The following is a 12771-nucleotide window of genomic DNA, read 5'->3' as shown; positions in this document are numbered from 1 at the left end:
GGCGGATGGGCGGGACGGCTCAGGGGGTGGCGGCGACAGTGGTGTTGGCGTCGCCCGCGTCGTCCGCGTCGTCCGCGTCCTCCCGGGCGGCGCCGGAAGTCTCGCCGTCGTCCAGGGAGACGTTCCTGGTCTCCTTGCCGGCCACCAGCGCGACCAGGGTCAGCAGCGCCATCGCGGAGAGGTAGACGCCGACCAGCCACGGCGAGCCGTGGCCGGCCTCCCACAGCGCCACCGCGATGAACGGGGCGACGGCAGCGCCGAGGATCGAGCTGACGTTGTAGGCGATGCCGGAGCCCGTGTAGCGCACGCTGGTCGGGAACAGCTCGGGCAGCAGCGCGCCCATCGGACCGAAGGTCATGCCCATGAGCGTGAAGCCGAGCACCAGCCACAGCACCACGCCCAGCGTGCCCAGACCGATCAGCGGCACCCACACGAGCCCGAAGACCAGGATCGCTGCGGTGATCCAGATCAGGGTGGTGCGGCGGCCGTACTTGTCGGCGAGCGGGCCGGAGGCCAGGGTGAACGCCGCGAAGAACAGCACGCCGAAGATCATCATCAGGACGAACGTCGTGTAGCCGTACCCGAGGCCGGGCACGGCGGCGTTCTTCGCGGCGCGTCCGTAGCTCAGCGAGAACGTGGTCATCAGGTAGAAGAGCACGTACGTCGCCAGCATGACGAAGGTGCCGATGATCAGCTGCTTCCAGTGGTTGCGGAAGACGGTGACCAGCGGCAGCTTGCGCACCAGTCCGGCCTCGCGGGTCTTGGCGAAGACCGCCGACTCGACGAGCCGCATCCGCACCCACAGGCCGATCGCGACCATCACCGCCGAGAACAGGAACGGGATGCGCCAGCCCCAGTCCAGGAAGGCCTCGGACGGCTGGGAGGGGTCGGCACCCGCGGCGGACGGCAGCAGCGCGGCGATGACCAGGAAGAGGCCGTTGCCGATGATGAAGCCGAGCGGGGCTCCCAGCTGCGGGAAGGTGCCGTACAGGGCGCGCTTGCCGCTGGGCGCGTTCTCGGTGGCGACCAGCGCCGCGCCGCTCCACTCGCCGCCGAGCGCGAAGCCCTGCGCGATCCGCATCAGCACCAACAGCGCGGTGGCCACCCAGCCGGCCTGCGCGTACGTGGGCAGGACGCCGATGAGGAAGGTGGCGATGCCCATGGTGAGGAGCGAGATCACCAGCGTCCCCTTGCGCCCGAGCCGGTCGCCGAGGTGCCCGAAGAAGACGGCACCGATCGGGCGGGCGATCATCGCGGCGCCGAACACGGCGAAGGACGACAGCAGTGCCGTCGTCGGATCGCTGCTCGGGAAGAAGAGCTTGGGGAAGACCAGGACGGCGGCGGTCGCGTAGACGTAGAAGTCGTAGAACTCGATCGTCGTGCCGATGAGGCTGGCGATGAGCACGCGGGACCGCGAGTTGACGGGTGCCTGGGTGGAGCTGGTGGCTGATGCGGACATTTCTCGGTCTTTCGCGCGAGGGTGGCGAACGGTCGTCGGCAACACGCGCCGACGGCCCGGACGGCAGCGCGCGTCCCCCTCGCGGAAAGGCCGCGCGAACCGCCTGAACAGCGCGACGATCTCATGCATCTCATTTTCCGGTCGGGTCATATCAAAATATGGAACGCGGTGCGGATGCCGGACACCCGGCGCACGCGTACACGCCACCCGGCGCACGGAGGCTCTCGCGTCTCTCGCGGGTGTGGTCCGGTGCGCTGCGGCGCAACGAGGAGGGGGCAACACGGCGGGACGCGGGCATACGAAGAGAGGCCGTATCGGATGCCTTCCGATACGGCCTCTGCTCTGCGACTCTCTCGAGTCGGGACGACAGGATTTGAACCTGCGACCCCTTGACCCCCAGTCAAGTGCGCTACCAAGCTGCGCCACGTCCCGGTGCCGGGCCGGCTCGGGGAATCCCGGGCGGCCGTGCACGAGAACAATACCCCATGTCAGAGGGTGGGCGCTGCCGGATACGGGAGGAAGCGGAAGTGGCGGGTGTGGACGGGATGAGTAGGCGTACTCATGTGGCGCGGGTCACGACGCGCCACTCTGCTGGTCATGAGCACTCCATCCATTCAGCGCCCGACGACGACCGCCTTCTTCGTGCAGGCGGCGGTCTCGTTCGGGCTGTCGCTGGCGGCCCTCACGATCGGGATCGCCAAGCTGCCCGTGGGAGCGTGGGAGCGCGCGTTCCTCGCACTCGGGCTCGTCTTCGTGGTGTCGTCGGCGTTCACGCTGGCGAAGTGCGTCCGCGACCGGCAGGAGGTCGAGGAGGTGACCAACCGGGTGGACAAGGCCCGTATCGACAAGCTGCTCATCGAGCAGGACGTGTTCAAGCCGGGGGTGTGACGGCGTCCGGACGGGGGCGGGCGGCTGCCGGTTGACCTCAAGTTTGGTTGAGGTTACAGGGTGGTCGGCATGACGGACACGACGACCGACACCAGGCCGGAGCGTGCCGGGAGCGGCCCGCTCCCGTACGACCGGTACGACCAACTGCCCCGCCTCATGGGGCGCATGACCGGGGACGAGAAACACGGGCCCGCCGCCACCTCCACCCTCGACGCCCTCTGGGTGCTGTACGACCGGGTGCTGCGGGTATCGCCGGAGACCGCCGACGCGCCGGACCGGGACCGCTTCCTGCTGTCCAAGGGGCACGGGCCGATGGCGTACTACGCGGTGCTGGCCGCGAAGGGGTTCTTCCCGGTGGAGTGGCTGCCGGGGTTCGGCTCGTACGAGTCGCCGCTCGGGCACCACCCGGACCGGCAGCTCGTACCGGGTGCCGAGATCGGCAGCGGGTCGCTCGGGCACGGACTGCCGCTGGCGGTCGGCACCGCGCTCGGGCTGCGCGCCCAGGGGCTCACCGAGCCGGCGGTCTGGGTGCTGATCGGCGACGCCGAACTGGACGAGGGCAGCAACCACGAGGCGATCGCCTACGCGGGCCCAGCGGGGCTGGACCGGCTGCACGTGGTGGTGGTCGACAACGCGTCGGCGTCCTACCCGCTGGACGGCGGGATCGCCGCGCGCTTCGCCGCCGCCGGGTGGTCGGTACGGACGGTGGACGGGCGGGACCACGACGCGCTGTACGCCGCGTACACCGCACCGCATCCGGGACGGCCGCACGCCGTCGTCGCCCGCGTCGAGCCGAAGGAGGCCTGAGCCATGGACACCATGCGGGAACGCTTCGCCGCGGTCGCCTCGCGGCTGCTGGACGAGGATCCGCGGCTGGCCGTCGTGCTCGCCGAGATCGGCAAGGACGGCTTCACCGCGGCGCGCGAACGCCACCCGGACCGGGTGCTGAACGTGGGGATCAGGGAACAGCTGCTGATCGGCGTGGGCGGCGGGCTGGCGCTGACCGGCATGCGGCCGATCGTGCACACCTTCGCGAGCTTCCTGGTCGAGCGCCCCTTCGAGCAGGTGAAGCTGGACTTCGGGCACCAGGGGGTGGGTGGGGTACTGGTCAGCGCGGGCGGGTCGTACGACTGGCCGGCGGGCGGCTTCACGCACATGTCGCCCGGTGACGTGGCGCTGATGGACACGCTCGACGGGTGGACCGTGCACGTGCCGGGGCATCCGGACGAGGCGGAGACGCTGCTGCGGCACGCCGCGGCGGCCGGTGACGACAAGGTGTACGTACGGCTGTCCGTGCAGAGCAACGTGGCGCCGCGGCCGGTGGACGGCAGTCGTTTCCTGACGCTGCGCGAGGGCCGCGCGGGGACGGTCGTCGCGGTCGGGCCGATGCTGGACAACGTGCTGGCGGCGACGGAGGGGCTGGACGTCACTGTGCTGTACGCGACGACGGTGCGGCCCTTCGACGGCGCTGCGCTGCGTGCCGCGGCGGGCAGGACGGACGCGCCGGACGTCGTACTGGTCGAGCCGTACCTCGCCGGCACGTCCGCGGCGGCCGCGGGCGAGGCGCTGCGGGACATCCCGCACCGCGTGCTCGGCCTCGGCGTACGCCGCCAGGAGCTGCGCCGCTACGGGGACATGGCGGCCCACTTGGCGGCGCACGGACTGGACGCGGCTTCGGTGAGGGAGCGGATTGGGGGGTTCTTGGGGGGGTGAGGGGGCGTCAGGGGGTGGGGCGAGCGCGGGCGGGGATGGGGGGCCGGGGGGGTCGGGGCGGGAGGGCCGTGGCGCCGGGGGGTCCGCGGGGCGGGGGCGGGGGCCGCGGGGCGGGGGTGGGGTGCGGGGCCGCCGTTCCTGGGCAGGGCCCCTCCCTCTCCCCGAGACGCGGGGCTCGTGGCGCGACCCCCTCCCCCGCCGCCGCCACACTCATTCCAAGCTAGCGGCCGCCACTGACAACGCGCTTGTCCAGCCACTCCAGCAGGTCACGCTGGACCTCCTCGCGGTTCGTCTCGTTCAGGATCTCGTGGCGCGCGTCCGGGTACGCGCGCCACGTCAGGTCCTCGGTGCCCAGGTACCGGAAGTCCTCCAGCAGCTCGTAGACCAGCGTCATCCGCTGATTGCACGGGTCCTGGTCGCCGACCGCGACGTGGACGGGCAGGTCGCGGGGCATCCGGGCCAGGTTCGCGGGGTCGTTGACCTTGCGCACGGCGCGTACCCAGTCCAGCGCGAGGCCCGTGCAGAAGGGGAAGCCGCAGTCCTCGTCGGCGACGTACGCGTCGACCTCGGCCGCGTCCCGGGAGAGCCATTCGAAGCCGGTGCGGTGCGGATAAGGATCGTTGAACGAGCCGAAGAGGCGCGGGATGAAGCCGGACAGCGCGGTACGGCCGTGCTCGGCCGCCTCGGCCTCCAGCGCGGCGATCGAGCCCTCGATCTCGGCGCCCGGCAGGGTACGGAAGGTGCCCGAGAGGATCAGCCCGGTCAGCCCGTCGGCGTACTCCTGGGCGTAGTCGCGCGCGAGCATCGAGCCCATGCTGTGGCCAAGCAGCACCAGGGGCACTCCGGGGTACAGCCCGCGCGCCGTGTCGCCGATGGCCTTGAGGTCGTCGACGGTGCGGCGCCAGGCGTCCTCGCCGACGACGCCGCGGCCGCCGGTGGAGGCGGCGGTGGCGCCGTGCCCGCGGTGGTCGGAGGCGAGCACGCCGTGGCCGTGCGCGGTCAGGAAGCGCGCGAACCGGTCGTAGCGGCGGGCGTGTTCGGCGGCGCCGTGCGCGATCTGTACGAGGGCGCGCGGGCGGCCCGACTCGGGGAGCCAGGTGTAGGTGGCCACCCGGGTGCCGTCGGGTGCCTCGTGGAAGTCCTGCTGCATGGCGTCGTCTCCTCACTGCCCGTTGCGCCGGGCGGCCTGACCGGGCCGTGTTCTCGTCCGGGAACCAGGCCACCTTCTCGTCCGGGGGCGTGGCGCGCCAAGAGGCGGCGCGACGCGGTGTTGACCTTTCCGGTGCAGAGCGTGACAAGATCGGCAGGTTCCTGACCAGTTGTGCACCACACGTATCCCCTGTCATAGGAGGACCGTTGGACACCACGGACAGTTCCCCGGGCGCCGGTTCCGCCCCTTCTCCCCTCTCCCGCCGCGGCTTCCTGCAGGGCACGGCCACCGCTGCCGCCGCCGTGGGGCTCGCCGGGCTCCCGGTGCCCGCGGCGGCGGCACCCGCGGGCGAGACGCCCGGCACCGCTGCCCGCGCCGCCACCCTCTCCTTCACCGCCGCCACCAACGGGGCCGCCACCCTCGCGCCCGACGGCAAGCGGCTGGTCGCCGAGGTGCAGAACGTGCTGTGGTCCGTGCCGCGTTCGGGCGGTACGGCGACGGCGCTGACCCCGCCGCTCCTGGAGCCGACCCGGCCGGTGTTCGCGCCGGACGGCTCGCGGCTGGCGGTGTGCGGGTACCGGGGCGGCCAGTTCCACCTCTGGACGCTGGCCCCGGACGGCTCGGGGCTGCGGCAGGTCACCGACGGGCCGTGGGACGACCGGGGCCCCGCGTGGTCGCCGGACGGCCGGCGGATCGCGTTCGCCTCGGAGCGCGGCGGTGACCCGGTGGCGGGCAGCCCGTACCGGATCTGGGTACTGGAGCTCGCGAGCGGAAGGCTGACGCAGGTGACGGGCCTGCCGGGCCAGGACGGGCCGCATCAGGACGGCGCCTGGGAGGACTTCGACCCGGTGTGGGCGCCGGACGGCGCGCGCATCTGGTTCGTGCGGGGCCGCCTCGTGGGTGCCGCGCTGGAGTCCCGTACGGTCGCGTCGGTGCCGGCGGACGGCGGTGGCCCGGTGGTCACCGAGCACACCGAGTCGGCGGCCGCGCAGGTGATGGTGCCCGCGCTGTCGCCCGCGGGGCGGCTGGCGTATGTGCGGACCACGGCGGCGCCGGGGCCCACGTGCACGCTGGTGGTGGACGGGGTGGCGGTGGCGGTGGACGGCGATGTGATGCCGGTGCCGCCGCGCTGGGTCTCGCGCGAGGAGCTGCTGGTGACGGTGGACGGGCAGTTCACGGTCGTACGGCCGGACCGTCCGGCCGCCGCCGAGAAGATCCCGTTCGCGGCGCGGATGCGGGTGGAGCGGCCGCGGTACCGGGTGAAGGACTACGGCTTCGAGCGGGACGGCACGCGCCCGGTGCGGGGTGTGCATCTGCCCGCGCTCTCCCCCGACGGCCGCCGGGTCGCGTTCGCCGCGCTCGACGGGCTGTGGGTGGGGTCCGTTGCGGGCGGCGCGCCGCGGCGGCTGGTGCGGACCGGCGCGACGCGGTATCTCCTGGCGCCGTCGTGGTCGCGGGACGGCCGGGCGCTGGTGTACGCGGACGACCGGGACGGGCTGTACGCGGTGCGCCGCCGGGACGTGGCGACGGGCGAGGAGCGGGTGCTTGCGGAGGGCGGCCGGGTGCATCCGGCGCTCTCGCCGGACGGGCGGCGGCTGGCGATGCTGGACATGTCGGGCACTCTGCTGGTGCGGGACCTGGGTTCGGGTGCGGAGCGGAAGCTCGTGGCGCCGTTGGGCGGGGGCGGGCTGCCGGGGCGGCCGAGCTGGTCGCCGGACGGCCGGTACGTGGCGCTGTGCGACCGGAACCGGCTCAACCAGCGTTTCCGTGAGGGCTACAACCTGATCCGGGTGGTGGACACCGAGTCGGGGGCGAGCCGGCTGCACGCGCCGGCCGCGCACGTCTCGATCTCCGACCGGTACGACTCGGGTCCGGTGTGGTCGCCGGACGGGCGGTGGCTGGCGCTGGTGGCCGAGTCGGCGCTGTGGCTGCTGCCGGTGCGTCCGGACGGCACGCCGGACGGGGCTCCGCGGCAGCTGACGGAGGAGCCGGCGGACCATCCGTCGTGGTCGGGCGATTCGCGGACGCTGCTCTACCTGTCGGCCGGGCGGCTGCGGACGGTGCCGGCGGCCGGTGGTGCGCCGCGTACGGTGCCGCTGCGGCTGACGCACCGGCGGGCGCGGTCGGCGGACACGGTGGTGCACGCGGGGCGGTTCTGGGACGGCATGGGGGAACGGGTCCGGGACGACGTGGACGTGGTGGTGCGGGACGGGCGGATCGCGGAGGTCGCGCCGCACCGTGCGGGGCGCCGGGCGGGCCGCCGGGTGGACGCGTCGGAGCGGACGGTGATCCCGGGGCTGTGGGACTCGCACACGCATCCGTGGCAGACGACGTACGGCGGGCGGCAGACGGCGTTGCAGCTGGCGTACGGGATCACCACGGCGGTGTCGTTCGGCGGTTTCTCGTACGAGCAGGCGCGGTTGCGTGAGGCGGTGGCCGCGGGGGTGCTGGCGGGTCCGCGGCTGCTGAGCTGCGGTGAGCTGCTGGACGGGTCGCGGGTGGCGTACAGCATGGGGCGGGCGCACCGGACGCGGGCCGGGCTGCGCCGGTCGCTGGCGCGGGGTGCGGCGCTGGAGTGGGACTTCGTGAAGACGTATGTGCGGGCGCCGGGCTGGATCATGCAGGAGGCGGCGGAGTTCGCGCACGGGCGGCTGGGGGTGCGGTCGGGGAGCCATCTGCTGACGCCGGGGGTGCAGCTGGGGCAGGACCTGACGACGCATCTGCAGGCGACGCAGCGGCTGGAGTTCGGGCATGCGGTGTCGGCGACGTCGCGTACGTACGAGGACGTGCTGGAGGTCTATACGGGGACGGACTTCCATCTGGTGGCGACGCCGTTCACGGCGCGTGTGCTGCTGGGGGCCGATCCGGGGCTGGCGGAGGACCCGCGGGTGACGGTGCTGATGCCGCCGTGGGACGTGGCGCTGGTGAAGCAGGACGCGGGGCACCGGCCGTCGGCGGCGGAACTGGCGGACCTGGCGCGGGAGACGGCGTTCTACCGGCGGGTGCTGGGGAAGGGCGGGCTGGTGGCGCTGGGGACGGACGCGCCGCTGATGCCGATCGGGCTGTCGTTGCATCTGGCGTTGCGTGCGCTGCACGGTGCGGGGCTGTCGGTCGCGGAGACGCTGCGTACGGCGACGGCGCTGCCGGCGCGGGTGTTCGGTGCGGAGCGGGACCTGGGGACGCTGGAGGTGGGCAAGCTCGCAGACCTGGTGCTGGTGGACGGTGATCCGTTCCGTGACTTCGGCTCGCTGGTGCGGACGGCGGGGGTGTTGCGCGGCGGCCGGCTGTACGAACAGGCGGAGCTGGTGGGTTCGTTCGAGGCGACCCGGCCTGCGGTGGCGCGGGCTGCGGGCGGGGAGGACTGGGCGGAGGTGGGGCGGCGGCTGCGGCGCGATTCCTGTTGCGATCCCGGCCATTAGCCCTACGGGTGGGGAGGCGTCGGGTGGCGCGGTGCGGGCGTGCGGGTGCTACGGCACCGGCGGGCCGGGTGCCGCGCCACTTGGCGCTGTGCTCGTGCGCCGGGGTCGGCGGCGGGCGTGCGTGGGCTACGTACTCCTTCGGTGATGCGACCCCGTCGAAATTCGGTCACACGTACCCACGGGGTGAACAACTCTGATCACTCCAGCCCCAGTTCTGTGTTTTCGCATGTGGTGGCCCCAGGGGGTGGTGAAGGATCAATGCGCACTTCCATGTCTTTGCATAAATGCGGTGAGTAGAGGTTTTATGCGCCCTGCGCCAGGTATGCCAACGGGTATTGCACTCGGGGTAACCACAGAACGACTGTCCGGATCTGATCGAGGAATGACGCATACCGGATGAACGCATTCCCTTAGCGCGGACGCATCACGGAGGAGGGCTCGTCTTGCATCGCTACTTCACCGATGAGCGGCATGAGGCACTCCGGCACAGGGTGCGCGACTTCGCCGAGCGCGAAGTGCGGCCCCGCATAGCCGAGATGGAGGCCAGTCGTTCCGTTTGCCATGCCCTGTCGCGCCGGATAGCCCGCCAGGGCTGGATCGGCGCGACCGTGGAGCGCGGTTACGGCGGCATGGGGGCCGGGCACGTGGCCAAGACGGTGATCATCGAGGAGCTGTCCCGGGTCAGCGCCGCCATGGGCGCGATGGTGCAGGCGTCCCAGCTCGGCGTCGCGAAGATCATCCACTTCGGCAGCGAGGAGCAGAAGAAGACCTGGCTGCCGGCCGTCGCGGCGGGCGAGTGCCTGCCGACCATCGCCGTCACCGAGCCGCACTCCGGCGGCCACGTCCTCGGCATGACCAGCAGCGCGGTCCGCGACGGCGACGACTACGTCCTCAACGGCCGCAAGGTCTACGTCGGCAACAGCCACGTCGGCGACCTGCACGGCGTCGTCGTGCGCACCGGCGAGGGCTCACGGGGCCTCTCGGCCTTCCTCGTGGAGCACGACCGGCCCGGCTTCCGGGTCGGCCCGGAGGCGGACACGATGGGCCTGCACGGCTTCAGCTTCGGCGAGCTCTTCTTCGAGGACTGCCGCGTCCCGGCGGCCAACCTCCTCGGCCGGGAGGGCGACGGGCTGGCCGTGGCCTACTCCTCCAGCGTGCTCTACGGCCGCCCGAACCTCACGGCCGTCTCCCTCGGCATCCACCAGGCCGTCCTGGAGGAGACCGCGCGCTTCTGCGCGGAGCGGCAGCGCTACGGCAAGCCGCTGTCGGCCCTGCCCAACATCCAGCTCAAGCTGGGCCGCATCCAGTCCCGGCTGCTGACCGCCCGGCTCGCGGCGTACCACGCGGTGCACCTGCTGGACCGGGGCGAGAGCTGCGACGCCGAGCTGATGAACGCCAAGCTCGTCAACGTCGAGTCGGCGATCGAGTCGGCGCGCGACGCCATGGACATCCATGCCGCGTGCGGGCTGTTCACCGACCGGCCGGTGGAGCGCTATCTGCGGGACGCGCACCACATCTTCGCGCCCGCCGGCACCTCCGACATCCAGCTGCTGCGCCTGGGCGAGCTGGCGGTGGGCGCGGGGCGCGGCGAGTGGTCCAGCCGGCTCGCCGACCGGGTCAGGACGGAGGAGCACGTCCCCGACCAGTACGACCCCCACCACGTCTACGCGGGAGCGGGCTGCTGACCAGGGGGCGGCCCACGAAGACCTACTGCGGGAGAACACACGCGAACGGCCCGGCGGGGCCCCGCTCGGCGAAGCGGGTCCGTGCCGGGCCGTTCCTGTGGTGCCGGGAGGGCGGCCGGTTCACAGTCCCTCCGTCCGCTCCCGTTCCATCCGGTGGATCTGGTCGACCAGCCGGGCCGCCATCGACTTGATGGTCTCCAGGCCCTCGCGGCCCCAGGGGCGCGGTTCGAGGTCCACGACGCACACCGTGCCGAGCGCCATGCCCGTACGGTCGATGAGCGGCGCGCCGAGGTAGGAGCGGATGCCGATCTCGTCGACGACCGGGTTCCCGGCGAACCGGGGATAGTCGCAGACGTCCTCCAGGACCAGCGCCTTGCGGCGCACGATGACGTGCGGGCAGTAGCCGTGGTCGCGGGCCATCACCCGGCCCGGCTGGGCGCTGGCGGGCGCGGGGCCCAGCTCGACGGGGGCCTGTTCCTCGGCCGGGGTGTAGAGCCCGGCGAAGTACTGGCGGTGCTCGTCGATGAAGTTGACCATGGCGTACGGGGCCTGGGTGGTCCGGGCGAGGTTGCGCGCGAAGTCGTCGAAGGCGGGCAGCGGGGCCTCGCCGATGCCGAGCGTGCGCAGCCGGGCGACGCGGGCCGGTGCCTCGTCGTCGTCCGGTGTCAGCAGCAGGTGCCGCGTGGGGTCGTAGGTGGCGGCGTGCAGATGGGACGCGGGGCGGTTCATGGCAGCTCCGGGGCGAGGGCGGGGGTCAGTAGGTGCTGGACGAGGGAGACCAGGACGTTCGTCGCCGAACTGCAGTGCCGGGCGTCGCACAGGACGACGGGGGTGCGGGGCGAGAGGTCTATGGCGGCGCGCACCTCGTCCGGTTCGTAGTGGAAGGAGCCGTCGAACTGGTTGACCGCGACGATGAACTCGATGCCGCGGCGCTCGAAGAAGTCGACGGCGGAGAAGCAGTGTTCGAGGCGCCGGGTGTCGGCGAGGACCACGGCACCGAGCGCGCCGGCCGACAGCTCGTCCCACATGAACCAGAAGCGTTCCTGCCCCGGCGTGCCGAAGAGGTAGAGCACGTGGTCGGAGCTGACGGTGATCCGCCCGAAGTCCATGGCAACGGTGGTGGTGGTCTTGTCCTCCACCCCGTCCAGGCAGTCGGTGCCGATGCTGACCTGGGTGAGCAGCTCCTCCGTGCAGAGCGGCTCGATCTCGCTGACGGCTCCGACGAAGGTGGTCTTGCCGACGCCGAAGCCGCCCGCGACCAGGATCTTCAGGGCGGCAGGAAAGGGATCGCCGCCGTCCGTGTGCGAAGTTCCGCCCTCGGCCGCGGTGTCCGGGGCGTACGGTTCAAAGGCGCTTGCGGAGTCCATGAAGCACCGCCTCCAGGAGGGCTCGGTCGGTACGGGGCGACGGGCCGTGCGGATCCTGCGCTGGGGCCCGGGCGGTGAGCGCTCCGCAGTCGACGAGGTCGGCGAGGAGCACCTTGGTGACCACCGCGGGCAGCCGTATGTGCGCGGCGACCTCGGCCACGGAGACCGGACCGCCGCAGAGCCCGAGGACCTGCATGTGGTCGGGGCCCCCGCACGCCACCGGCCGCTTGCCGGTGGCCATCACCATCGTCAGCAGGTCGAAGTGGGCGGTGGGCCGGGTCCGTCCGTTGCTGACGGTGTACGGACGGACCAGCCGGCCGGCCTCGTCGTCGAGCCAGAGCGGCTCCGACCCCTGTCGTCGCCGGCGACGTACCGCCATGTTCAGCGCCCGCCCGCCTGCGCCTGGTGCCGCGCGGGCGTGGCGAGGTAGGGCCGTACGCTCTTGACCAGCATGCCCATCTCGTAGCCGAGCACGGCGACGTCGGCCTCGCGGCCGGCCAGTACGGCGAGGTTGGCGCCGGAGCCGGCCGTGGAGACGAAGAGCAGGGTGGACTCCAGCTCGACGACGACCTGGAGGACGTCGTCGCCGTCGCCGAAGCGGACGCCCGCGCTGCGGGCCAGGCTGTAGAGGCCGGAGGCCAGCGCCGCCATGTGGTCGGCGCTGTCCGGCTCGAAGCCGTGTGCGGCCTTGACCAGGCCGTCGGAGGAGAGCAGCAGGGCGCTGCGGGCGTGCGGGACGCGCTGGACGAGTCCGGTCAGCAGCCACGACAGGTCGGACGCCGGCCGGCCGCCGTGTCGCTGGGGCTGTACGTGCAGGTCACTCACCATGGTTCTGGTCGTCTCCTCGGGGGCGGCTCGCGGACGTTCCGGTGCCGGTGCGGTCGTACGGGGCACCGCCGTCGTGGGCGGGCGCTGTCTCGTAGGCGGAGTCCTGGGCGGCGGTCGCGGCGTAGGTGTCGTCGGCGCGGGTGATGCCGCGCCGGAAGGCGGCCATCAGGCCGGGGTCGTGCTCGGGTTCGGGGCGTCCCGCGGTGCGGGTGCCACCGGGCGGGGTGGGGTCGCCGCGGAGTTCGGGGACGAGGTGTTCCTG

At 72.7% G+C, this 12771-nt stretch carries 11 protein-coding genes, 1 tRNA gene and 1 pseudogene; 5 read left to right on the top strand and 8 right to left on the bottom strand.

Translation table 11 applies throughout. The features are described from left to right. Positions 1 to 19: 19 nt before the first annotated feature. Complete coding sequence (locus tag C3486_RS15355) at positions 20 to 1459, bottom strand: MFS transporter (protein WP_181138561.1); 1440 nt, start codon at positions 1457 to 1459, stop codon at positions 20 to 22. A 358-nt stretch (positions 1460 to 1817) separates the two neighbouring features. Further along, a tRNA-Pro gene (locus C3486_RS15350) sits at positions 1818 to 1891 on the bottom strand. A 165-nt stretch (positions 1892 to 2056) separates the two neighbouring features. Between C3486_RS15350 and C3486_RS15345 the strand changes: the two genes are divergently transcribed. From C3486_RS15345 to C3486_RS15335, 3 genes are all read left to right on the top strand, one after another. Then, positions 2057 to 2347, top strand: a complete 291-nt coding sequence (locus C3486_RS15345; RefSeq protein WP_181138560.1) for a YiaA/YiaB family inner membrane protein — start codon at positions 2057 to 2059, stop codon at positions 2345 to 2347. 69 nt (positions 2348 to 2416) lie between these two features. Further along, entirely contained in the window at positions 2417 to 3154 is a 738-nt protein-coding gene (locus tag C3486_RS15340; protein WP_103833310.1) for a transketolase, read from the top strand. 3 nt (positions 3155 to 3157) lie between these two features. Then, a complete protein-coding gene (locus tag C3486_RS15335) occupies positions 3158 to 4060 on the top strand; it encodes a transketolase family protein (RefSeq protein ID WP_103833254.1) in 903 nt (300 codons plus the stop codon). 220 nt (positions 4061 to 4280) lie between these two features. Here the strand turns inward: C3486_RS15335 and C3486_RS15330 are convergent, their stop codons facing one another. Then, positions 4281 to 5210 (bottom strand): alpha/beta fold hydrolase, encoded by a 930-nt coding sequence (locus C3486_RS15330; RefSeq protein WP_103833253.1) that lies wholly within the window; start codon positions 5208 to 5210, stop codon positions 4281 to 4283. Positions 5211 to 5416: 206 nt separating this feature from the next. On the opposite strand from C3486_RS15330, the gene C3486_RS15325 reads away from it, so the two are divergent. Then, positions 5417 to 8629, top strand: coding sequence for an amidohydrolase family protein (locus C3486_RS15325; protein WP_103833252.1), 3213 nt, complete (start codon positions 5417 to 5419; stop codon positions 8627 to 8629). A 443-nt stretch (positions 8630 to 9072) separates the two neighbouring features. Beyond that, on the top strand, positions 9073 to 10314 hold the full coding sequence (locus tag C3486_RS15320; protein ID WP_103833251.1) for an acyl-CoA dehydrogenase family protein: 1242 nt from the start codon (positions 9073 to 9075) through the stop codon (positions 10312 to 10314). A gap of 120 nt (positions 10315 to 10434) precedes the next feature. Here the strand turns inward: C3486_RS15320 and C3486_RS15315 are convergent, their stop codons facing one another. From C3486_RS15315 to C3486_RS36940, 5 genes and pseudogenes are all read right to left on the bottom strand, one after another. Further along, a complete protein-coding gene (locus C3486_RS15315) occupies positions 10435 to 11043 on the bottom strand; it encodes a GAF domain-containing protein (protein WP_103833250.1) in 609 nt (202 codons plus the stop codon). Continuing rightward, positions 11040 to 11681, bottom strand: coding sequence for an ATP/GTP-binding protein (locus tag C3486_RS15310; RefSeq protein WP_103833249.1), 642 nt, complete (start codon positions 11679 to 11681; stop codon positions 11040 to 11042). The genes C3486_RS15315 and C3486_RS15310 overlap by 4 nt, the downstream gene beginning before the upstream one ends. Next, the gene (locus tag C3486_RS15305; RefSeq protein WP_103833248.1) at positions 11659 to 12060 is read right to left on the bottom strand and encodes a DUF742 domain-containing protein; all 402 of its coding nucleotides are present in this window, start codon (positions 12058 to 12060) and stop codon (positions 11659 to 11661) included. Before C3486_RS15305 ends, C3486_RS15310 begins: the two co-directional genes overlap by 23 nt. A 2-nt stretch (positions 12061 to 12062) precedes the next feature. Further along, positions 12063 to 12509, bottom strand: a complete 447-nt coding sequence (locus tag C3486_RS15300) for a roadblock/LC7 domain-containing protein (protein WP_103833247.1) — start codon at positions 12507 to 12509, stop codon at positions 12063 to 12065. Further along, positions 12499 to 12771 (bottom strand): annotated as a pseudogene (locus tag C3486_RS36940) (ATP-binding protein); the annotation flags it as partial. The pseudogene C3486_RS36940 and the gene C3486_RS15300, both read right to left, overlap by 11 nt.

Source organism: Streptomyces sp. Ru73 (assembly GCF_002920575.1).
Lineage (GTDB): Bacteria > Actinomycetota > Actinomycetes > Streptomycetales > Streptomycetaceae > Streptomyces.
Note: the sequence above shows the minus strand (reverse complement) of the source record. Positions and strands in the feature narration are given on the sequence as shown.

Coding starts and splice junctions, on each gene's coding strand:
- C3486_RS15355 (WP_181138561.1), bottom strand. CDS start 1,459: ATGTCCGCATCAGCCACCAGCTCCACCCAGGCACCCGTCAACTCGCGG.
- C3486_RS15345 (WP_181138560.1), top strand. CDS start 2,057: ATGAGCACTCCATCCATTCAGCGCCCGACGACGACCGCCTTCTTCGTG.
- C3486_RS15340 (WP_103833310.1), top strand. CDS start 2,417: ATGACGGACACGACGACCGACACCAGGCCGGAGCGTGCCGGGAGCGGC.
- C3486_RS15335 (WP_103833254.1), top strand. CDS start 3,158: ATGGACACCATGCGGGAACGCTTCGCCGCGGTCGCCTCGCGGCTGCTG.
- C3486_RS15330 (WP_103833253.1), bottom strand. CDS start 5,210: ATGCAGCAGGACTTCCACGAGGCACCCGACGGCACCCGGGTGGCCACC.
- C3486_RS15315 (WP_103833250.1), bottom strand. CDS start 11,043: ATGAACCGCCCCGCGTCCCATCTGCACGCCGCCACCTACGACCCCACG.
- C3486_RS15310 (WP_103833249.1), bottom strand. CDS start 11,681: ATGGACTCCGCAAGCGCCTTTGAACCGTACGCCCCGGACACCGCGGCC.
- C3486_RS15305 (WP_103833248.1), bottom strand. CDS start 12,060: ATGGCGGTACGTCGCCGGCGACGACAGGGGTCGGAGCCGCTCTGGCTC.
- C3486_RS15300 (WP_103833247.1), bottom strand. CDS start 12,509: ATGGTGAGTGACCTGCACGTACAGCCCCAGCGACACGGCGGCCGGCCG.